19 protein-coding genes are annotated in these 20,842 nt (G+C 73.5%); 8 read left to right on the top strand and 11 right to left on the bottom strand.

The features are described 5' to 3' along the window. Window positions 1-9: 9 nt before the first annotated feature. The gene (gene alc, locus E6P78_RS20325) at window positions 10-1,125 is read right to left on the bottom strand and encodes an allantoicase (RefSeq protein WP_136205046.1); all 1,116 of its coding nucleotides are present in this window, start codon (window positions 1,123-1,125) and stop codon (window positions 10-12) included. Then, window positions 1,122-2,471, bottom strand: a complete 1,350-nt coding sequence (allB, locus tag E6P78_RS20320) for an allantoinase AllB (protein WP_136205045.1) — start codon at window positions 2,469-2,471, stop codon at window positions 1,122-1,124. Before allB ends, alc begins: the two co-directional genes overlap by 4 nt. Before the next feature lie 315 nt (window positions 2,472-2,786). Between allB and E6P78_RS20315 the strand changes: the two genes are divergently transcribed. Continuing rightward, a complete protein-coding gene (locus tag E6P78_RS20315) occupies window positions 2,787-3,587 on the top strand; it encodes an IclR family transcriptional regulator (protein ID WP_136205044.1) in 801 nt (266 codons plus the stop codon). Between the two features lie 71 nt (window positions 3,588-3,658). Here E6P78_RS20315 and E6P78_RS20310 read toward each other — a convergent pair whose 3' ends face one another. Then, the gene (locus tag E6P78_RS20310; protein WP_136205043.1) at window positions 3,659-4,339 is read right to left on the bottom strand and encodes an ABC transporter ATP-binding protein; all 681 of its coding nucleotides are present in this window, start codon (window positions 4,337-4,339) and stop codon (window positions 3,659-3,661) included. Then, the gene (locus E6P78_RS20305; protein ID WP_136205042.1) at window positions 4,336-5,418 is read right to left on the bottom strand and encodes an ABC transporter permease; all 1,083 of its coding nucleotides are present in this window, start codon (window positions 5,416-5,418) and stop codon (window positions 4,336-4,338) included. The genes E6P78_RS20310 and E6P78_RS20305 overlap by 4 nt, the downstream gene beginning before the upstream one ends. A 110-nt stretch (window positions 5,419-5,528) precedes the next feature. Between E6P78_RS20305 and E6P78_RS20300 the strand changes: the two genes are divergently transcribed. Together E6P78_RS20300 and E6P78_RS20295 are read left to right on the top strand one after the other, a co-directional pair. Then, complete coding sequence (locus E6P78_RS20300; protein ID WP_136205041.1) at window positions 5,529-6,731, top strand: sensor histidine kinase; 1,203 nt, start codon at window positions 5,529-5,531, stop codon at window positions 6,729-6,731. After that, window positions 6,728-7,360, top strand: a complete 633-nt coding sequence (locus tag E6P78_RS20295) for a response regulator transcription factor (RefSeq protein WP_136205040.1) — start codon at window positions 6,728-6,730, stop codon at window positions 7,358-7,360. The genes E6P78_RS20300 and E6P78_RS20295 overlap by 4 nt, the downstream gene beginning before the upstream one ends. 18 nt (window positions 7,361-7,378) lie before the next feature. On the opposite strand, the gene E6P78_RS20290 is transcribed toward E6P78_RS20295, so the two are convergent. Beyond that, entirely contained in the window at window positions 7,379-7,681 is a 303-nt protein-coding gene (locus tag E6P78_RS20290; RefSeq protein ID WP_206307859.1) for a DUF5955 family protein, read from the bottom strand. Window positions 7,682-7,874: 193 nt separating this feature from the next. Between E6P78_RS20290 and E6P78_RS20285 the strand changes: the two genes are divergently transcribed. Then, on the top strand, window positions 7,875-8,495 hold the full coding sequence (locus E6P78_RS20285) for a nucleotidyltransferase family protein (protein WP_136205038.1): 621 nt from the start codon (window positions 7,875-7,877) through the stop codon (window positions 8,493-8,495). 234 nt (window positions 8,496-8,729) lie between these two features. Next, the gene (gene aceB / locus E6P78_RS20280) at window positions 8,730-10,349 is read left to right on the top strand and encodes a malate synthase A (protein ID WP_136205037.1); all 1,620 of its coding nucleotides are present in this window, start codon (window positions 8,730-8,732) and stop codon (window positions 10,347-10,349) included. A 491-nt stretch (window positions 10,350-10,840) separates the two neighbouring features. Here aceB and E6P78_RS20275 read toward each other — a convergent pair whose 3' ends face one another. The 5 genes from E6P78_RS20275 to E6P78_RS20255 all read right to left on the bottom strand — a co-directional run bounded on the left by E6P78_RS20275 (window position 10,841) and on the right by E6P78_RS20255 (window position 17,032). Further along, on the bottom strand, window positions 10,841-11,740 hold the full coding sequence (locus tag E6P78_RS20275; protein ID WP_136205036.1) for a sucrase ferredoxin: 900 nt from the start codon (window positions 11,738-11,740) through the stop codon (window positions 10,841-10,843). Between the two features lie 18 nt (window positions 11,741-11,758). Next, on the bottom strand, window positions 11,759-12,970 hold the full coding sequence (locus E6P78_RS20270; RefSeq protein WP_136205035.1) for a cupin domain-containing protein: 1,212 nt from the start codon (window positions 12,968-12,970) through the stop codon (window positions 11,759-11,761). Further along, window positions 12,967-13,392, bottom strand: coding sequence for a BatC protein (locus E6P78_RS20265; protein WP_136205034.1), 426 nt, complete (start codon window positions 13,390-13,392; stop codon window positions 12,967-12,969). The genes E6P78_RS20270 and E6P78_RS20265 overlap by 4 nt, the downstream gene beginning before the upstream one ends. A 193-nt stretch (window positions 13,393-13,585) precedes the next feature. Next, window positions 13,586-15,874 carry a glycosyl hydrolase family 18 protein gene (locus E6P78_RS20260; protein WP_136205033.1) on the bottom strand — a complete coding sequence of 763 codons (2,289 nt, stop codon included), beginning with the start codon at window positions 15,872-15,874 and terminating at the stop codon, window positions 13,586-13,588. A 165-nt stretch (window positions 15,875-16,039) separates the two neighbouring features. Further along, complete coding sequence (locus E6P78_RS20255; protein WP_136205032.1) at window positions 16,040-17,032, bottom strand: fibronectin type III domain-containing protein; 993 nt, start codon at window positions 17,030-17,032, stop codon at window positions 16,040-16,042. A 132-nt stretch (window positions 17,033-17,164) separates the two neighbouring features. On the opposite strand from E6P78_RS20255, the gene E6P78_RS20250 reads away from it, so the two are divergent. After that, the gene (locus tag E6P78_RS20250; RefSeq protein ID WP_240799294.1) at window positions 17,165-18,226 is read left to right on the top strand and encodes an amidohydrolase family protein; all 1,062 of its coding nucleotides are present in this window, start codon (window positions 17,165-17,167) and stop codon (window positions 18,224-18,226) included. Window positions 18,227-18,341: 115 nt separating this feature from the next. Here E6P78_RS20250 and E6P78_RS20245 read toward each other — a convergent pair whose 3' ends face one another. After that, on the bottom strand, window positions 18,342-19,025 hold the full coding sequence (locus tag E6P78_RS20245; RefSeq protein WP_206307857.1) for an alpha/beta hydrolase: 684 nt from the start codon (window positions 19,023-19,025) through the stop codon (window positions 18,342-18,344). Between the two features lie 60 nt (window positions 19,026-19,085). Between E6P78_RS20245 and E6P78_RS20240 the strand changes: the two genes are divergently transcribed. Together E6P78_RS20240 and E6P78_RS20235 are read left to right on the top strand one after the other, a co-directional pair. Continuing rightward, entirely contained in the window at window positions 19,086-19,928 is an 843-nt protein-coding gene (locus E6P78_RS20240; protein WP_240799293.1) for a chitosanase, read from the top strand. 47 nt (window positions 19,929-19,975) lie between these two features. Then, entirely contained in the window at window positions 19,976-20,839 is an 864-nt protein-coding gene (locus E6P78_RS20235; protein WP_136205031.1) for a chitosanase, read from the top strand. The last annotated feature ends 3 nt before the right edge of the window (window positions 20,840-20,842 follow it).

Genomic DNA, 20,842 nt, shown 5'->3' with positions numbered 1-20,842 from the left:
TCGGCCCGGTCAGCCGCCGAGTCCGGCGTGGCGGGCGGCCAGCCGGGCGGCGCCGCGTTCGGTCAGCGCGCCGAAGAGGCGCAGCCGCGAGATCCCGCCGTCCGGGAAGATGTCGATCCGGACCTGGTCGGCGCGGACGGCCTCGGGCAGGACGAAGCGGTGGTTGGTGTCGGGCTGCAGCCGGGTGCGTGGCAGCAGCTCGGTCCACGCGCCGCTCTCCGCGTCGCGGGCGGTGAGCCCGGCCCAGCCGGCCGCGTTGCCCTTCAGGTACGCGGTGTCGATCTCGACGGCACGGATCTCCGCCTCTTCGGCCAGGTGGTAGTGGATCCAGTCGTTGCCCCGGTCGCGCCGGCGGCGGGTCTCCCAGCCGTCGTCCATCTTGTGGGACCTGCCGGGCTGGATGGTGTGGGTCGCCGGTGAGTAGAAGCGGTCGGAGGCGTCCTCGACCCGGCCGCCGTTCTCCAGGGCGACCACGTCGAAGGTGGAGAGCGCGGCAAGCCAGGCGGGGTCGGGGGCCACCTCGCCGTACACCCGGAGCCGGGCTATGCCGCCGTCCGGGTGCTGGCACAGCCGCAGGTGGGTGAAGCGCCGCTCCACGTCGACGGCGAACCCGTTGGCCGCGTGGCCGCCGACGGCCGTACGGGGGACGAGCGTCGTCCACTTCACGTCGGGGGCGAGCAGTTCCTCCGGGGACGGCGAGCCCGGCAGGGAGACGGCCTCGACGGAGACGGCCTGCGGGTGGTTGCCGCGGAAGTGGGCGGTGTCCACGATCAGGCCGCGCACGATGCCGGGGGCGCCGAGGCGGATCAGCGCCCAGTCGTGGTCCCCGTCCGCCGGGTGGGGCCGGCCAGCGCTCACGCCGCGCCGGCGGCGGGTCTCCCAGCCGTCCATGATCTTGCCCTTGTGCCCGAGGCGCTCCGGGTCGAAGTGGGCGGGCTCCGGCTTCAGCAGGTTCTCGCGCTCCGCGAAGAACTCGTCGTTGGCGGCGATCACGCCCGCGCCGAGCCGCCGGTCGGCCAGGTCGACCAGGTCGGTGAAGGGGTGGTCGGCGGTGCGGTAGTCGGCGTACGGGTCGCCGCCGCCGTACGGGTTCGCGTCGCCGGTGAAGTGTGCTGTCGCAGTCATGCTCGGTTGTCCCTTGTCCGGAGGCGGCCGGTGGGTCCGGCGAGGACGCCGTCGGCGGCGATGCGCACGCCGCGCAGCCAGGTGGACCGGACCACGCCGTGCAGGGTACGGCCGGCGTAGGCGGTGACCTGGTTGCGGTGGAAGAGCTCGGCCGGGTCGACGGTGAAGGTGGCGTCGGGGGCGAGGACGGCGAAGTCGGCGTCGCGGCCGGCCTCGATCGCGCCCTTGTGGTGCAGTCCGGCCAGGGCGGCGGGGGCGGCCGACATCCAGCGGGCGACGTCGTCCAGGGTGTGGCCGCGCCTGCGGGCCTCGGTCCAGATGGCGGGCAGGCCGAGCTGGAGGGAGGAGATGCCGCCCCAGGCGGAGGCGAAGTCCGGCGTCTTGAGGTCGGTGGTGCAGGGCGAGTGGTCGGAGACTATGCAGTCGATGGTGCCGTCGGCGAGCCCCTGCCACAGCGCGTCCTGGTTGGCGGCCTCCCGGATCGGCGGGCAGCACTTGAACTCGGTCGCCCCGTCGGGGACTTCCTCGGCGGTGAGGGTGAGGAAGTGCGGGCAGGTCTCGACGGTGAGGCGGACGCCCCTGCGCCGGGCGGCGGCGATCAGCGGCAGGGCGTCGCTGGAGGACAGGTGCAGGACGTGGACGCGGGCGTTCAGCCGCTCGGCGTGGGCTATGAGCCCCTCGATCGCGGTGTTCTCGGCGTCGCGCGGCCGGGACGCGAGGAAGTCGGCGTAGGCGGGGCCGCCGTGCTGCGGCGCGGACGCCAGGTGGTGGGGGTCCTCCGCGTGCACGATGAGCAGCCCGCCGAAGCCCGCGATCTCGGCCATCGACCGGGCCAGCTGCTCCTGGTCCAGCTCGGGGAACTCCTCGACGCCGGAGGGCGAGAGGAAGCACTTGAAGCCGAACACCCCCGCCTCGTACAGGGGGCGCAGGTCCTTGACGTTCGTGGGGATCGCGCCGCCCCAGAAGCCGGTGTCGACGTGCACCTTGGGCTCGGCGACCCGCTGCTTGACGCGCAGGTGCTCGACGGTGGTGGTGGGCGGGAGCGAGTTGAGGGGCATGTCGAGCAGGGTGGTGATGCCGCCGGCCGCGGCGGCGCGGGTGGCGGTGTGGAAGCCCTCCCACTCGGTGCGGCCGGGGTCGTTCACGTGGACGTGGGTGTCGACGAGGCCGGGCAGCAGGACGTCGTCGCCGAAGTCCTCGACGCGGGCGCCCGGGGGCGTCCCGGTGTCGTGGGGCAGGACGGCGTCGATGGTCCCGCCGGTGACGGCGACCGCGGCGGGCCGGGTTCCCCCGGGGGTGACGACGCGCGTCGAGCGCAGTAGCAGCTTCACGTCCGTACCGGACACCCGTGCTCCTCACTTCGCGAATTCAACGAACTGTTGAAGGAGTCTTCACTCGGGAACCCGGCCCGTCAAGACCCTGCCCCCGCGCCTCCGGCACCGCACCACCCCCTCTGGGGGTTTCCACAAAGTAGAAGGTTCATTTCGGAGTACGGAACGTAGAATGAGCCAGGGACGGCGTCGCCGGACCGCCGCACGGCGTGCGGACACCCGGACAAACGGGCGCTGACCGGCCATGACGGCCCCCTGTCGGCAGTGGGCCGATCGGGAAGGGCCCGGTAGGCTGCTGCCTTGCTCCTCCGCTTCGAAAGGACCGTTGACGTGCCGCCGTCCCACGCCAGCACTTCCGACTCCAAGCCCGCCGGTTCCAGCGGCGGTGTGCAGTCCCTTGAGCGCGCCTTCGATCTGCTGGAGCGGATGGCCGACGCGGGGGGCGAGGTCGGCCTGAGCGAGCTCTCCGCGAGCAGCGGGCTCCCGCTGCCCACGATCCACCGGCTGATGCGCACGCTGGTCGTCTGCGGTTACGTACGCCAGCAGCCCAACCGGCGTTACGCGCTCGGCCCCCGCCTGATCCGGCTCGGCGAGTCCGCCGCCCGGCTGCTCGGCACCTGGGCCCGCCCGTATCTGGCCCGGCTGGTCGAGGAGACCGGCGAGACGGCCAACATGGCGCTGCTCGACGGCGACGAGATCGTTTACGTGGCGCAGGTGCCGTCCAAGCACTCGATGCGCATGTTCACCGAGGTCGGCCGCCGGGTCCTGCCGCACTCCACCGGGGTCGGCAAGGCGCTGCTGGCGCACACCCCGCCGGACGAGGTGCGCGCGCTGCTCGCCCGGACCGGGATGCCCGCCGCAACCGAGAAGACGATCACCACGCCGGACGGCTTCCTGGACGCGCTGGACCAGGTCCGCCGGGTGGGGTACGCGGTGGACGACAACGAGCAGGAGATAGGGGTCCGCTGCCTGGCGGTCCCGGTGCCCGACTCCCCCACCTCGGCGGCGATCTCGATCTCCGGTCCGGCGGGCCGGGTCACCGAGGCGGCCACCGAGCGGATCGTGCCGATCCTCCAGCAGGCCGCCAAGGAGCTGTCCGACGCGCTGGCCGGCAGCGGACCGGCCGGCTGAGGCACGGGCGTACGAGAAGGGGCCCGGAGCTCGCACGTCGCACGCTCGGGGCCCCTTCTCGTACCCACGCGTCAGGCCGGGACCGCCGCCGTCAGCCGGCCGTCGAGCATGGTGACCGTCTGGTCCATCCGGTCCAGGTGGGTGCGGTCGTGGGTGACCAGGACGGTCGCCGTGGACCGCTGCCGGGTCAGCGAGACGAGCAGGTCGAGGACGGCGGCGCCGCGTTCGTGGTCGAGGGCACTGGTCGGCTCGTCCACGAGCAGGAGCGCCGGGTCGTTCATCAGGGCCCGGGCGATGTTGATCCGCTGGCGCTGCCCGCCGGAGAGCTGGTGGGGCCTGCGGCCCGCCTGACCGGCCAGACCGACCGCGTCGAGCAGTTCGAGCGCCCGGGAGCGGGCGGCCTTGGCCGGGCCGCCGGACAGGTGCGCCATGACCTGGAGCTGTTCGGCGGCGGTCAGCGAGGGCAGCAGGTTCGGCTGCTGGAAGACGATGCCGATCCGCTCGCGGCGCAGCGCCGCCTTGTCCGCGCGGCCGAGTCCCGTGGTGTCCGTACCCGCCACGAGGACCGCGCCCTCGTCGGGGGCGACCAGCGTGGCGGCCACGGCGAGGAGGCTCGACTTGCCGGAGCCGGACGGGCCGACGACGGCGGTGAGGGTGCCGGCGGGCACGTCGAGCGCGACGCGGTCCAGGGCGGTCAGGCGGCCGTCGCCGTCCGGGTAGGTGAGGGTGACATCGGTGAGCGTGAGGGTCATCGGGCACTCCCGAGCGCGGTGAGCGGGTCGACGGAGGTGATCCGCCGGATGGACAGGGCGGCCCCGGCGGCGCCGAGGGCGATGAGTACGGCGGCCGGGACGAGGACGGTCGCCGCGTCCAGGACGAAGGGCACGGCCCCGCCGGAGACCAGGGCGCCGATGCCGGAGGCGAGGGCGGTGCCGAGCCCGGTGCCGAGGGCCAGCATCACGACGGCCTGCCCGAGCGCGTCCCTGAGCAGGTACGGGGTGGAGGCGCCCAGTGCCTTGAGGACGGCGACGTCACCGCTGCGCTGGATCGTCCAGACGGTGAAGAACGCGCCGATGACCAGGGCGGAGATGGCGAAGAGGAAGCCGCGCATCAGCTGGAGGGAGCCGTTCTCGGCCTGGTAGGAGCCGATGGCGGTGAGCGAGTCGTCGAGCGTGAGCGTGCGGGTGCCCGCCGCCTTGTCGCCGGCGGCCAGGTCGGCGGCGCCGGTGGTGGTCAGGGCGATCACGGTGGCATCGCCGCCCGCGCCGCCGCCGGTGCGCTGCCAGTCGGCGAGTGCGGTCCACACGACCGGCGTGTGGCTGTACGAGGCGTCGCCCGCGACGGCGGCGACGGTGACCTCCTGGCCGCCGATCCGCAGCCGGTCACCGGCGTGTGCGGCCAGTTCCTCCGCGCCGCCCTGCGAGAGCACGACCTCGCCCGGCCCGACCCGGGTGCCGGGGGGCGTCAGGCCGCTGCCGGGCTCGACGCCGAACGCGGAGACGGCCGCCGTCCGCTTCCCCCCGTCGGCGGCGGCGTTCAGGGTGCGGATACCGAGGGGCTGCGCGGCCTCCACGCCGGGCCGCCCGGCCCAGCTGCGCCATTCGGCCTCGTGGACGGCCGAATCGGTGAACGACACCGACCGGCCGTCGGGCGGGGCGGCGAACGCGAGGTGGTCGGCGTTCAGCCCGGTGACGGCCGAGGTGTTCTCCCGGGCCAGTCCGGCCGTCAGGCCGGACAGCAGGCCCACGAGCAGCGTGATCAGCACCACGACCGTACCCATGAGCGCGAACCGGCCCTTGGCGAACCGAAGATCTCTCCATGCGACGAACATGACTCCAGCGTCCTTTTCCCCGGCCCCGGAAACATCGCCCGCGGGCTGGTCCCGACATCAACCTTTCGATTGACCGGCCCCGGGCGGCCCGCGCCTACGCTGGAACCATCATGGAAACGCACGTTCATCCCCCGGTCGCCGCCGCGCTGCGGCTGTGTCTGCACGGCCTGATGCTGGGCCTGCTGGCGCTCGCCGCCGCCAAGGCCGTCAGCGACGGGCGCCCGCACCCCGGCGCGGTGATCGCCGCCGCCTGCGTACTGGCGGCGGTGTACGTGGCGGGGGCGGCGATCCCGTTCGTGCAGCCGGGGACCCGGGCGGGCGCGGCGTGGCTGGCGTTGCTCGGTGTGCTGTGGGCGGCGCTGCTGGTGCTGTCCCCGGACGCGCTGTGGGTGGCCTTCCCGCTCTACTTCCTCCAGCTGCACCTGCTGCCGATCCGCTGGAGCCTGCCCGCCGTGGCGGTGACGGCGGCGGCCGCCATCGCGAGCTTCCTGCTGCACGGGCAGGCGGTCACCCCCGGCACGTTCATCGGCCCGCTGCTCGGCGCGGCCGTCGCCGTCGCCACGGTCCTCGGGTACGAGGCGCTGTTCCGGGAGAGCGAGCGGCGCCGCGAGCTCATCGAGGAGCTGGTCGCGACCCGCGCGGAGCTGGCCGAGGCGGAGCGCACCGCCGGAACCCTCGCCGAACGCGAGCGGCTGGCCCGCGAGATCCACGACACCCTCGCCCAGGGCCTGTCCAGCATCCAGCTGCTGCTGCGCGCCGCCGAACGGACCCTGCCCGAGGACGCCCCCGCCGCCGCCCATGTGCACCGGGCGCGCGAGGCGGCGCAGGACAACCTCGCCGAGGCCCGGCGCTTCGTCCGCGCGCTGACCCCGCCCGACCTGGCGAACGGCTCCCTCACCGCCGCTCTGGAACGGCTCTCGGCCCGTACCACCACCCCGGGGCTCGCCGTGCAGTTCGCCGTGAGCGGCACACCGGTCGAGCTGCCCACGCCGTACGAGGTGGCGCTGCTGCGGACCGCCCAGTCGGCGCTGGCCAACACCGTGCGGCACGCCGGGGCCCGGCGGGCGGAGATCACGCTGAGCTTCATGGACACCTCGGTGTCGCTGGACGTGGTGGACGACGGGCGGGGCTTCGCGCAGGACGCCCCGGCGGGCGGCGGCACGGGGTCCGGCGGCTTCGGCCTGCCCGCCATGCGCTCCCGGGCCCGTTCGCTCGGCGGCACCCTGAGCGTCGAGTCGGCGCCCGGCCAGGGCACCGCCGTCGCGCTGACGCTGCCGCTCCCCGTCGGCCGGACCGGGCAGGACGCGGCATGAGCGCGCCGGTCAGGCTGCTGCTCGCCGACGACCACCCGGTGGTGCGGGCGGGACTGCGGGCCGTACTGGACACCGAGCCGGACTTCCGGGTCGTCGCCGAGGCCGCCACCGCCGAGGAGGCGGTGGCGCGGGCCGCCGCGGGCGGGCTCGACGTGGTCCTGATGGACCTCCAGTTCGGCTCCGGCATGCACGGCTCGCAGGCCACGGCGGCGATCACGGCGGTGCCGGACGCTCCCAGGGTGCTGATCCTGACGACGTACGAGAGCGACGCGGACATCCTGGCGGCGGTCGAGGCGGGAGCGGCGGGCTACCTGCTGAAGGACGCCCCGCCCGAGGAGCTGGCCGCGGCGGTCCGTACGGCGGCCGCCGGCCGCTCCGCCCTGGCGCCGGCCGTCGCGCACCGGCTGATGGACCGTATGCGGACCCCGGCCCAGGCGCTCACCAAGCGCGAGCTGGAGGTCCTGCAACTGGTCGGCGAGGGCCTGTCGAACGCGGAGATCAGCAAGCGGCTCTTCCTCAGCCAGGCGACCGTGAAGTCCCATCTGGTGCACATCTACGCCAAGCTCGGCGTCGATTCGCGCACGTCCGCCGTGGCGGCGGCGACGGCCCGCAGGCTCATCCGCCGCTGACCGCGCTCCCGTTCGCCGTCAGCGGCGCGGCGGCTCGCCGAAGAGGTCGACGGCGACGCGGACGTCCCGGAGAGCCGAGGCCAGGGCGCTGACCGAGCCGATCGCCCCCGCGATCAGCAGCAGCGAGCGGCGGAGCCGGGGGATCTCGGGCGCCCCGCTGAGCGCCATCGCGTCCAGCGCCGCGAGTTCGTCCTCGGCGATGGCCCGGTCGGGAAACTGCGCGGGATGTCCGGCCAGTGCCCGCCGGAGCCGGGAGACCGCCGTACGCAGCTCCGCCACTCTCGGGTCCTCACCGCTGCCGGTCACCCGCTCCTGCCCCACACTCTTCAACAAAGCTCCCCCTCGCACACCTTTGTGCCAGTGTTCCGACCGGTCCCCGCACCTTGGTCAAGTGTCCGGGGGTGCGGGCAAGTTAACGCCATGAAAGGTGTCGGGCGCCACTCCGGGAACGCAACCCACGCCGTACGGGTGGGAGCCCTGGGCGGGAACGACCGCCGTGGGGTATCCAGGCGGCATGACAAGCACACCGCACACCCCCCTCACCACGACCCCCGTCGTCGCCGGGCTGCTGCTCGCCGCGGGTGGCGGGCGCCGGCTCGGCGGCCGTCCGAAGGCCCTTCTGGAGCACCGCGGCCGCCCGCTGGCCGACCACGCGGTGCGCGCCCTGCGCGAGGGCGGCTGCGGCCCCCTCCATGTGGTGCTCGGCGCGGCGGCCGACGAGGTGCGGGCCCGGGCCGCTCTGGACGGCTGCACGGTGAGCGTCAACCCGGAGTGGACCGAGGGCATGGGTTCCTCCCTGCGGGCGGGGCTCGGCGCCCTCGCGGGTACGGGCGCGGACGCGGCTCTCGTCCTGCTGGTCGACCAGCCCGGCATCGACGCGCGGGCGGTGGCCCGGGTGCGCTCGGCGTGCCGGGGCCGGACGAGCCTGGTGGCGGCCTCGTACGCGGGGGAACGCGGTCACCCGGTGCTGTTCGGGGCGGACCTGTGGGCGGACATCGCGGCGGGGGCGGTGGGCGACCAGGGGGCGCGGGCCTACCTGCGGGCCCACCGCGACGCGCTCACGCTCGTCGAGTGCTCCGACGTGGCACAGGCGTACGACATCGACACCCCGCAGGACCTGACACACCTGGAGTGAACGCACTGGCACGCTGCGCCAGCCCTCCTCCACTTCTGTCGAACCGGAGAATCTCGACATCAACAAACCATTGAACTTCCACCATGAGGAAACTACTATCCACTGGTCAGAAGCCCTCTGCACCTCAGACGGCGGCCACAGCCGTATCCCGGAGCCCTGGCACGCCGTGCCATTACGGGCGACCCGGCGGCCGTGGGACGCCGTCCGCACCGCCCGCTGAAGGAGTGACAGCTCATGTCCGCACCAGCGCCGTCCTCGCTGGCCATCGTCGATGCCGAGCCCCTGCCCCGGCAGGACGAGGTCCTCACCCCCGCGGCCCTCGCGTTCGTGGCCGAGCTGCACCGCCGGTTCACGCCCCGCCGCGACGAGTTGCTCGCCCGCCGCGGCGAGCGCCGTGCCGAGATCGCCCGCACCTCCACCCTCGACTTCCTCCCGGAGACGGCGGCGATCCGGGCGGACGACTCCTGGAAGGTCGCCCCGGCCCCGGCCGCGCTGAACGACCGCCGGGTGGAGATCACCGGTCCGACCGACCGCAAGATGACCATCAACGCCCTGAACTCGGGCGCGAAGGTCTGGCTCGCCGACTTCGAGGACGCTTCCGCCCCCACCTGGGAGAACGTCGTCCTCGGCCAGCTCAACCTGATGGACGCCTACCAACGGTCCATCGACTTCACCGACCCGAAGTCCGGCAAGTCGTACGCGCTGAAGCCGGCCGACGAGCTCGCGACCGTCGTCACCCGCCCCCGGGGCTGGCACCTGGACGAGCGCCACCTCCAGCTCGACGGCACCCCGGTGCCCGGCGCGCTGGTCGACTTCGGGCTCTACTTCTTCCACAACGCGCAGCGCCTGATCGACCTCGGCAAGGGCCCGTACTTCTACCTGCCGAAGACGGAATCGCACCTGGAGGCCCGCCTCTGGAACGACATCTTCGTCTTCGCCCAGGACCGGCTCGGCATCCCGCAGGGCACCGTCCGCGCCACGGTCCTGATCGAGACGATCACCGCCGCGTACGAGATGGAGGAGATCCTCTACGAGCTGCGCGACCACGCCTCCGGGCTCAACGCCGGCCGCTGGGACTACCTCTTCTCCATCGTCAAGAACTTCCGTGACGGCGGCGCCAAATTCGTCCTGCCGGACCGCAACGCGGTGACGATGACCGCCCCGTTCATGCGGGCGTACACCGAACTCCTCGTCCGCACCTGCCACAAGCGCGGCGCCCACGCCATCGGAGGCATGGCGGCCTTCATCCCGTCCCGCCGCGACGCCGAGGTCAACAAGGTCGCCTTCGAGAAGGTCAAGGCCGACAAGGACCGCGAGGCCAATGACGGATTCGACGGCTCCTGGGTCGCCCACCCCGACCTCGTCCCGATCGCCATGGCCTCCTTCGACGCGGTCCTCGGCGAGAAGCCGAACCAGAAGGAGCGGCTGCGCGAGGACGTGTCGGTCGCGGCCGGCGACCTGATCGCCATCGACACCCTCCAGGCCAAACCCACCTACGAGGGGCTGCGCAACGCCGTCGCGGTCGGCATCCGCTACATCGAGGCCTGGCTGCGCGGCATGGGCGCGGTCGCCATCTTCAACCTGATGGAGGACGCGGCCACCGCCGAGATCTCCCGCTCCCAGATCTGGCAGTGGATCAACGCGGACGTGGTCTTCGAGAACGGCGAGCACGCCACGGCGGACCTGGCCCGCAAGGTCGCCGCCGAGGAGCTGACCGCGATCCGCGCCGAGACCGGCGACGAGGCCTTCGCCGCCGGCCAGTGGCAGGAGGCCCACGACCTGCTGCTCCAGGTCTCGCTGGACCAGGACTACGCGGACTTCCTGACGCTCCCGGCGTACGAGCGGCTGCGCTGACACGTCCCGCGTACGACGGCGGTCCCCGGTGCCGGCGACGGCACCGGGAACCGCGCTCTCCCCGGGCTTTCGGGCTGCGGACGGTCTCGGCCACCGCCTTGCCGCCGAAGACATCGAGCAGGACGTCGCGGACGGACGCGACCGGGTACACGCCGCAGTAGACGGTGTGCTGCCTGACCATGTTCCGGCCCGGGCTCCGCCGCCGTACGGGGTGCCCCTCCTCCCACGGCAGCGGACGGCCGGCTTCCACGGGGTGGATGCCCTTCGGCGGCGAGGCCTTCTCCACCTTCTGCGGGCTGAACATCTCCACCGCGTGCCAGTAGCGCACGATGTCCGCCCTGCGTCGCCGCTCGCTGCTCGCCGCCATACGGCCCATCCCCCTCGTTCCGGTGCCCCAGGAGCGATCACCCTAGCCAACTCCGCGCACGGCGTGGAGGGAGCATTGGCGCACAGGCGACCTCCGGGAGGCGTCCACCGGGACCGCGGACGCCTCAACCGAGGTGGATCGCGGTGACCTCGTGGACGACGGCCGCGCTCGTCGCCGGTCCGTTGCAGGTCAGCTGGCTCGGTGCGGCCCGGTGTGCACGTACCTCGACGTCGTAGGCCTCCGCGCGGGGCGGGGGGCCCGTGACGCGGACCAGCCAGTGGGGGCCGGCCCGGGACGTGCCGGTGACGGCGTAGTCGTGCCGGCCGGCCGGGCCGAAGCGCGCGAGTACGGCGGCGACGGCCGCCTGCTGGGGCGGGAGGAGATCGGTGTACCCGCGCAGGTGCCCGGCGTGGACCCGGCCGGCGAGGTGCTGCTCGACCACGGCGACGGACGACAGGGCGTCGAGGCCGCCGTAGTAGACGCCGTCGGGCGCGACGAGGACGTTGGCGGCGAACCGGTCACCGCCCACATGCGTGCACTCCCACACCAGGTCCGGCCACCGCTCGCTCAGGGCGCGGGCCACCGGCCGTCCGCGTACGGCGCAGCAGGTGTCGTGCCGGCCGTGGGTGCAGACGAGGACGACGGGAGGGTGGCCGGGCTCTCCGGGCGCGCCCAGGGCGGCGGCTGCCCGGGCCAGGTCCTCGTCGCGCTCCCAGGTGCCCCACTGCTGGCGGTGGGCGCCGGTGCCGTCGTAGCGCAGTACGGCCCAGCGCCGGGGGCCCGCTTCCTTGTCCCGGCGGCCGTGGCGCCTGATCAGGAGCACCCGGGCCCGCACCGCCCGCGCCGCTTCGAACAGGAGGGCCTTGGCGGCGGGGTCGAGGGCGAGACCGTCGAAGCCGTTGGCCGGCCAGGAGCCCCCGTACTCAAGGAGGACCCAGACGAGGCCGTACGGGGCCGTGCCGGTGAGCGCGTCGCCGCGGGCCCGGGCGGCGTCGGCGCAGAAGAAGCGTTCCGTCCCCGTCACGCGGTCACCGCGGCGGTGTCACTGCCCGGCCGGCACGAGGACGCCCGCGCGCAGCAGCCTCCTCGCGCAGGCGAGGCCGAGGTCGCCGGCGGTGCGCACCTCGCCGGCGAGCAGGCGGGTCAGGGCCGGCAGGTCGGCCTCCGGGAAGTCGAGCCAGCCGACGCGGGTGACCAGGCGCCGGTCCTCCAGCCGGGCTTCCAGCGCGCCCCGGAGCCGGACCGGTGAGCCGGGGCCGAGGCGGTCGACGGCGGCGAGCTGAGCCAGCGGCCCGAGTGGTGCGGGGCGGGCCTGGCCCCGCCGCGCACGGTGGAACCGGGGGGCGGGGTCGGCCTCGGTGACGGCCGCGAGGAGGCGTTCGCGCACCTGGGCGGTCGCGTCGTCCGGTACCTCCGTGCCCAGCGGCAGGGAGCCGCGCAGCCACGGGTCCTCGCGCAGTGCCGCGAGCGCGGAGCTCATGAGCTGTTCGGCCAGGGCGTACCGGGTCCAGGTGTGGACGCCGAGTGTCAGGTGGATCGAGACCTCGCCCTGCGCCTCTGCGGCGTGCAGCCAGCCGCGCGGGAGGTAGAGGACGTCGCCCGGTTCGAGCACGGTGTCGATGTGCGGCTCGCCCTGCGCGGCCTCGGCCACGGCCTGCCGGTGCTCGGTCCAGGGCTGGTCGCGCAGCGGGTCGGGGTGCACGGGCCGGTGGACGATCCAGCGCTTGGTGCCCTCGATCTGGAGGACGAAGACGTCGTGGACGTCGTAGTGGGCGTCGAACCCGCGGTTCTGCGGCGGGGTGACGTAGGCGTTGGCCTGCACCGGGTGCCCCAGTTCGGCGCCCAGGGCGGCGCCGAAGTCGCCGACGGGAGCCCAGGTGCGGTGGAGGGCTTGCAGGACGAGGGTGGCGCCGTCGGCGAACTCCCGCCACAGGGCGGTGTCGTCGACCTGGTCGGCGATGGTGGCGCCCACGCCGGCCGGTGAGGTGAACGAGGCGTCGGGGAGCGTGGCGCCGTTCTTGGCGACGCGGAGGAACGGCGTACGCAGGCCGCGCCGCGAGACGAGTTCGTCGACGGCACGGGCGGAGAAGAGGTCGGAGAAGTCTCCGGCGCGGCGGGTGAGCAGCGCGGTGCGCGACCAGATGTCGCGGGCGAATTCCTCCCGGCTCAGGCCGGTCGTCAGGCGTGTTTCCAGGACCCCGGGGCTCGCCGTCGCGGTCCCGGGGTCCTGGATGCCGGCCGGGGAGGCGCTCAAGAACCGTTGCCGGACGCGTCCGCGGCGCCGTCCGCACCGCCGTCGTGGACACCCGGCCTGCCGGCCGCACCACCGTCCGCGGGGCCCTCCGCGCCGCCGTCGGCACCGCCGTCGTGGACGCCCGGCGTACCGGCCGCGCCGCCGTCCGCCGGACCCTCCGCGGCGCCGTCCGCACCGCCGTCGTGGACACCGGGCGTACCGGCCGCACCACCGTCCGCAGGGCCCTCCGCGCCACCGTCGGCTCCACCGTCGGCGCCGCCGTCGTGGACGCCGGGGGTGCCCGCCGCACCACCGTCCGCGGGGCCCTCCGCGCCACCGTCGGCACCGCCGTCCGCGCCGCCGTCGTGGACGCCGGGGGTGCCCGCCGCACCGCCGTCCGCGGGGCCTTCCTGCTGGTTCGGGTCCTGCTCGGGGCTGGTCATGTTTCCTCCCGCGCATCGAACGGCTGGGGCCGGGCCCCGTACCGGGCCCGGTGGTCAGGCAGGACGGCGCCGCACGGGCACCGCCGCGACCAGCCTACCGCTATGGGCGGTAAGTCACGATTTGGGGGAAATATGTGCCGTACGGGGAGCCGCGCACGCCGCGCGGCTCCCCGTACCGTCGTCGCCGGGCGGGTTACTTCAGCCCGGTGTCCAGGGCGTTCAGCAGCGTTCCCTGGGGGGTGTCGCCCGACATCTCCCAGACCATGACGCCCAGCAGGCCCTTGTCCTTCACATAGGCGGTCTTCTTGCCGATGGACCAGGTGTCGTCGAAGGACCACCACTGGTTGCCGGTGTATCCGTACGTCGAGACGGACTGCTCGTCGTGATGGACCGTCATCGTCGGATAGGCGCCGATGAGGTTCGAGTAACCCCGGGTGCCGGCCTCCTCCGCGAACTGGCCGGGGGCCGCGCCGCCCGCCGACTGCCACTCGCCCGCCGCGCCGCCGTCGGTGACGTTCTGCCAGCCCCGGCCGTAGAACGGGATGCCGAGGGTCAGCTTGCGGGGCTCGACGCCCGCGTCCGTGTACGCCTTGACGGCGGTGTCCGCGCTGAAGTGGAAGTCGTACGGGTCCTGGTCGTCGTTGTAGAGGTTGGCCTGGTGGCCGGTGCGGTCCGGCTCCCAGGAGTTGTCGCTTCCGGAGCCGTGGAAGTCGTAGCCCTGGACGTTGGCGACGTCGAGCGAGTCGAAGACCTTGGACAGGTCCCAGCCCTCGTCGATCTTCTGCGGGTCGGCGGGGGTGAAGGCGGTGAGGAGGCGGTGGCCGCCGCCGAGCGCGTCGAGCTGCTTGCGGAACTCGGCGAGCAGCAGGGTCAGGTTGTCCTTGTCGTCGGGCGAGTAGTGGTTGCCGGGGTGCCCGGTGCCGGTGCCCGGCCACTCCCAGTCGATGTCGAAGCCGTCGAAGATGCCGGCCGCGGTGCCGGGGCCGCCCGCCCCGCCGTACTCGGGCAGGTTGCCCTTGATGTACATGTCGATGCAGGAGGAGACGAACTTCTTGCGGGCCGCGTCGGTGGCGGCGACGTCGGAGAAGTACTTGGAGTAGGTCCAGCCGCCGAGCGAGACCACGATCTTGAGGTCGGGGTGCAGCTGCTTCAGCTTCCTCAGCTGGTTGAAGTTGCCGCGCAGCTTGCCCCAGCCGTCGTCGGCGACCCCGTCCACGGACTGGGCGGCGCTGAACGGGCGGGCGTAGTCGGCGTCGGCGTCACCGGCTCCGGTGCCCTGCTCCGGGTCCTCGGGGTCGGCGGTCGTGCCCTTGGTGACGCCGTTGAGGCAGGTGAGGTTGTTGGGATCGATGTTGGCGAAGGCGTAGTTGACGATGTCGAGCTTGTCGGCCGCGCCCGAGTCCTGGAGGTTCTTGACGAAGTACTGCCGGCCGTAGATGCCCCACTGGACGAAGTAGCCGACCTTGGCGTAGTTGCCGGCGCCGACGATGTCGTCGGTCTTCACGGTGAGCGCGTTGCTCGCCGGCGAGGTGTTGTCGGCGGGGTCGCGGGCCTTCACGGTGAAGGTGTACGAGGTGGAGGGCGACAGGCCGCCGACGGTCGCGGTGGTCGTGGTGCCGGAGACCGTGGTGGCCAGGTCGGAGCCGCGGTAGATGTCGTATGCGGCGATCCGCTGGTTGTCCGTCGCGGCGGTCCAGGCGAGCGTCACGGACGAGGAGTCGGTGGCGGTGGAGTGCAGGGCGCCGGGGGCCGTCGGGGCGGAGGTGTCGGTCGCCGGGTCGACGGTCGTCACGGTCAGCGGGGCGCTCTCGGCGGAGACGTTGCCCCGGGTGTCCTTGGCCCGGACGGTGAAGGCGTAGGTGGTGGCCGGGGTCAGACCGGTGACCGTGGCGGCGGTCGCGGCGGTGGCGGAGCCGACGACCTCACCGCCCGCCAGGATGTCGTACGAGGCCACGGGGAAGTCGCCCGCGGTGGCGGCCGTCCAGGACAGCGACGCGGTACGGGCGGTGACATCGGTCTGCTTCAGCCCGCCGGGCACACCCGGGGGCGCGTCGGCTGAGCCGTCGCACTTGTCGCCGTTGATCCGGCAGCCGGTCGGTGCGGTGATCGGGCCGGTGGCGACGAACCAGAAGCTGTACGGCTCGGTGGTGCTGTGCGCGGCGACCGTGCCGTTGTAGTGGGCGTTGACCGCGGTGATGTGGCTGCCCTGGGTGGTGACGGTGCCGTTGTACGAGGAGTCGATGGCGACCCCGGCGGGCAGGTCGAACTCCAGGCTCCAGCCGGTGACGGCGGTGTCGGTGTCGTTGTGCAGGATGTAGGTCCCCTTCCACCAGGGGCCGTTGTCGGCCGAGGTGAAGGTCGCCGTCAGCTTGCCCGCGGCGTGGGCGGGGACGGCCTGCAGGGACAGGAGCGCGAGGAGCAGTCCGAGAACGGCGAGCAGTGCGGTCGCCGTTCTCCGTCTGAGTGGCATGTGCTCGAACATGGTTCTCCCTTGAGGCAGGGACCGGTGAGGCGGTCCTCGGGGAGGTGCGGATGTCGTTCCATGGAGCACACGGGAAGGTAATTGGTCTGGACCAAGTCGTCAATAGGTACAGACCACTTGCGGTCGGCCGGTCGCGCGGCCGTCACGCGGCCGGCCACCGCGACGTCAGCCCCCGAGGACGACCGTGCGCACCGCCGAGAAGTCGCCCCACTTGCCGTCCGGCAGCTTGGCGCGGATCTTCATCGAGTAGCGGGTGCCGCGCGGGTCGGTGACGGTGAGCCGGTAGCTCGCCCGGCCGGCGGGCGGCTCGCCTCCCCAGACGATCGTGGTGGTCAGCCGGCCGTTCATGTAGAGCTGGTACGCCGGGATCTCGCCGCCCGTCTCCGGCTGCTTCCAGTCCAGGTCGACGGCGTACTCCTTCCCCTCGGCCTTCGCCGTGATCCGCAGGTCCGTGGGGGCGGTCGAGGCGGGGGCGCCGGGGGCGGAGGCGGTGGTGACGTCGATGGCGTTGCTGTCGGGTGACGAGGTGTCGGCGGCGTCGCGGGCCCGGACGGTGAAGGTGTAGACGGTGCCGGGGCGCAGCCCGGTCAGCCGTGCGGTGGTCTGCGTGCCGGGCACGCTGTGGATGCGCGAGTCCTCCTGGTAGACGTCGTACGCGGTGACGCCGACGTCGTCCGTGGAGCCGCCCCAGGACAGGGTCGCGGCCCGGCTGCCGTCCGCCTTGCCGCGCAGTTTCACCGGCCGGGTCGGGGCCTCGTGGTCGGCGGGGGTCGGTGCGGGGGTGGTGGCGGAGGCGGCGGCGCTCGGCGCGGAGAGGTTGCCGGCCGCGTCGCGGGCGCGGACGGTGAACGTGTAGGCGGTCGAGGCGGTCAGCCCGTCGATGTCGATCATCACCCGGTTCGCCGGGACGGACTTGACCTTCTTGCCCTTGCGGTAGATCTCGTAGCCGGTGACGCCCGTGTCGTCCGTGGCCGCCTCCCACATGACGTGCGCGGAGGTGGCGCTACTCGCCTGCGCGGTCACCCCGTGGGGCGCGGTGGGCGCCTTGGTGTCCGCCCGGTCTTCGGAGCCGCAGGCCGTCAGTGCGGCGAGGAGCAGGGCGGCGGAACAGACCAACGTGGCAGGCGTGTGGGGGGATCGCACGGTCTTGCCTTCCATCCGGCAGCAATGGTCCAGACCTGTATCGCACGCGGCGGGGGTCGCCGACAAGAGCACGGAGCGGAACCTTCCGCAATGTGCCGGTGTGCACCTGCCCCGTACCGGCGACGGCGGCTGACGTACCGTCGGCCCATGCTGTGCATACGGGGTGTGGTGCCGCCGGAGCGTGAGGAGCGGTCGTTCTCGGTCGAGGGCGAGGTGCTGCGGGAGGGCGAGCCGCCGGGCGGCTTCGCCGGCCGGAACGCCGAGACCGTCGTCGACGGAGGCTGGCTGCTGCCCGGACTCGTCGACGTACACACGCACCCCGGGGCCACCGAGCCGGGAACCCCCTTCGACGAGAAGCCGCTGCGCGAACAGCTGCGGGCGCACCGGGACGCCGGGGTCCTCGCGGTGCGCACGCCGGGCACGGCCGCACGGATGCCCGCGTGGGTGGACGCAGATCCGGAGCTGCCCCGGGTCACGTCGGCGGGGCGGTGGCTGGCCACGCCCGGCAGGTTCATCCCCGGCTTCGGCCGGGACGTGAGCGAGGCGGACCTCGTCCGGGCCGCCTTGGAGGAGTCGGCGGCCTCGTCCGGCTGGTGCAAGGTCGTCGGGGACTGGCGGGCGGACGAGCCCGCGGTGCCGCTCGCGCTGCTCACCGAGGTGGTGGCCGCCGTGCACGCGGCGGGCGGCAGGGTGGCGGTGCACTGCCAGACCGCTGAGGGCACCCGCAACGCGGTGCTCGCGGGCGCGGACAGCCTGGAGCACGGCATGCATCTGGACCCCGCGCTGCTGGACCGGATGGCCGCACAGGGAACCGCGTTCGTGCCGACACTGGCCGTGTTCGCGGCGGGCGTGGACGCGATGCGGGCGCGGGAGCCCAGCGTGCGCCGCGATCTGTGGCTGGCCGGATGGGACACCATGTTCGACAACGTCCGGGCCGCCCACGAGGCGGGCGTCACGGTGCTGGCCGGCACCGACTCGTTCCCCTGCGGGACGGTCGCGGGCGAGGCGTCCTGGCCGGCACGGGCCGGGCTGCCCGCCGAGGCGGCACTCGGCGCGGCGTCCTGGACGGCACGGTCCTGGCTCGGCCTGCCCGGCCTGGTCGACGGCGCACCGGCCGACCTCGTCGCGTACGCCGGCGACCCGACCGCCGATCCGGCGGTGCTGGATCACCCGAGCCGGATCGTTCTGCGGGGACGCGTCGTGCGCTGAGCGACGGGTCCGGGACGCCCGGGAGGACGTGACCCGGGCCGTACCGGCCCGCCGGGGCGGGGTCGCGGCGCCCGCTCGCCGACCCCTGTGCGCGTGAACGGCACCGGCCGCGCGGTCAGCTGGTGAAGAACTCCGTGATCCGCTGGGCGACCTGCTCGGGGTCGGCCTCGTGCGGGCGGTGGCCGCCGCCGAGGGTGACGAGGTGGCAGTCCGGGATCATCGAGGCCATGTCCTGGAGCCGGGCCTGCGGCATGGTGCTGCCGGGCCCGCCGGCGAGCAGGAGCGTGGGGGCGACGATCTCGCCGAGTCCCTCCGCCCAGGCGGGGTCGGGGTCGGCCAGCTGGGCGTTCACCGCCGCGAGCACGGCCTCGTCGTAGTCGACCGGCCCGTCCGGCGGGACGTCGGGACCGGCCGCGCCGGGGAACGGCGGCGGGGTCTCCACCAGCACCAGCCGTTCCACCCGGTCCGGGTGCTCCTGGGCGAGGAGGTGGGCGACGACCCCGCCCATGCCGTGGCCGACGACGCCGGCCCGGTCCAGCTCGCACTCGTCCAGGAAGCCGAGGACGTCCTCGCGCATCGACGCGAAGTCGTAGGCGTCGGGCCAGTCGCTCTCCCCGTGGCCGCGCAGGTCGATCGCGTACACCCGCCATTCCCGGCCCAGCAGACTCCCGGCCGCCTCCCAGCTCGCCGCGCTCGCGCCGAGACCGTGCAGCAGTACGACGGGCGAGCCGAACGGGTCGCCCCAGGTCCGGTACGCCAGCCGCACATCGCCGACATCCACCACAGACTGATCATCCATGCCCCCGACGCTACCCCCGAATGCGCCGGCTCCATCCCACCGGCCTGGCAGTCTGGAGCGGTGAAGCTCACCCCGCGTTCCCTGATCGCCTCCCTCACCGCACTCCTCATGACCGTCACCGTGCTGTCCGGCTGCGCCCAGGCCGGGCCCGCCGGCTCCTCGGGCAAGGGGGCGACGGGCCCCGGTCTGGCCGATCCGGTGAAGAAGGACATCGCCATGCAACTGGTCTCCAGCGCGGAGAACTCGACGCTGGACTGGAAGGCCCAGTACAAGTACATCCAGGACATCGGGGACGGCCGGGGCTACACGGCGGGCATCATCGGCTTCTGCTCCGGGACCGGCGACATGCTCAGCGTGGTCGAGCGGTACGCGCGGTCCCGGCCGGGCAACGCGCTGGAGCGGTTCCTGCCGGCGCTGCGGAAGGTGAAGGGGAGCGACGCGCACACGGGGCTCGGCCGGCCGTTCACCCGGGCCTGGGCCGAAGCGGCCGGTGACGCGAGGTTCCGGGCCGCGCAGGACACCGAGCGGGACCGGTCCTACTTCGACCCGGCGGTGAAGCAGGGCAAGGCGGACGGGCTGGGCGCGCTGGGGCAGTTCATCTACTACGACGCCTATGTGATGCACGGGGGCGGCGACGCGGAGGGCAACATCGGCTTCCGCACGATCCGCCGCCGGGCGCTCGCCGAGGCGGACTCCCCCGCGGAGGGCGGCGACGAGCGGGCCTATCTCGACGCGTTCCTCGACGCCCGTGTCGCCGCGCTCCGCGAGGAGCCCGCGCACAGCGACACCAGCCGGGTCGAGACGGCCCAGCGGGTCTTCCTGAACGAGGGCAGGTTCGGCCTGGAGACCCCGCTGCGCTGGAAGGTGTACGGCGACAGCTATGTGATCGACGGCCGCGGCTGAACCGCGTTCCCCCACCCCGGGACGACGAACTCCCTTGGAGGACACAGGTGTACGCTCCCCACAAGCGCACCGCACGTCGCACCACCCGGTCCCTGCGCGTCGCCCTCGTCGCGCTCGGGCTCACCCTCACCGCGGTGCCCGCCACCGCCTTCGCAGGCACCGCTCCCGCCTCCGTGGCGGCCCACCGCCAGGAGGCGGCCGTGACCGGGCTCGACGATCCCGCGAAGAAGGACATCGCCATGCAGCTGGTGTCCAGCGCGGAGAACTCAACGCTGGACTGGAAGGCACAGTACGGCTACATCGAGGACATCGGGGACGGCCGCGGCTACACGGCGGGCGTCATCGGCTTCTGCTCCGGCACCCACGACATGCTCGGCCTGGTGGAGCTGTACACGCGGCGCGAGCCGGACAACGTACTGGCCGGATACCTCCCCGCCCTGCGGGACGTGGACGGGACCGACTCGCACGACGGCCTGGACCCGGGCTTCGAGGGTGCCTGGAAGACGGCCGCCCAGGACCCGGCCTTCCAGCAGGCCCAGGACGACGAGCGCGACCGGGTGTACTTCGACCCGGCCGTCGACCGGGCCAGGAGCGACGGTCTCGGCACGCTCGGCCAGTTCATCTACTACGACGCCATCGTGATGCACGGCGACGGCGACGACAGCACGAGCTTCGGCTCCATCCGGCAGCGGGCCCTGGCGCAGGCGGCGACTCCGGCCCTGGGCGGCCACGAGGTGGCCTACCTCGACGCCTTCCTGGACGCGCGGGTGTGGGCCATGGAGCAGGAGGAGGCCCACTCGGACACCAGCCGGGTGGACACCGCGCAGCGGGTGTTCCTCAGGAACGGCGATCTGGACCTGGACCCGCCGCTGGACTGGCAGGTGTACGGCGACAGCTTCCACATCGGCTGAGCC

The organism is Streptomyces sp. A0958 (genome assembly GCF_004795035.1).
Classification (GTDB): domain Bacteria; phylum Actinomycetota; class Actinomycetes; order Streptomycetales; family Streptomycetaceae; genus Streptomyces.
This window is presented reverse-complemented; position numbering and strand designations above follow the sequence as displayed.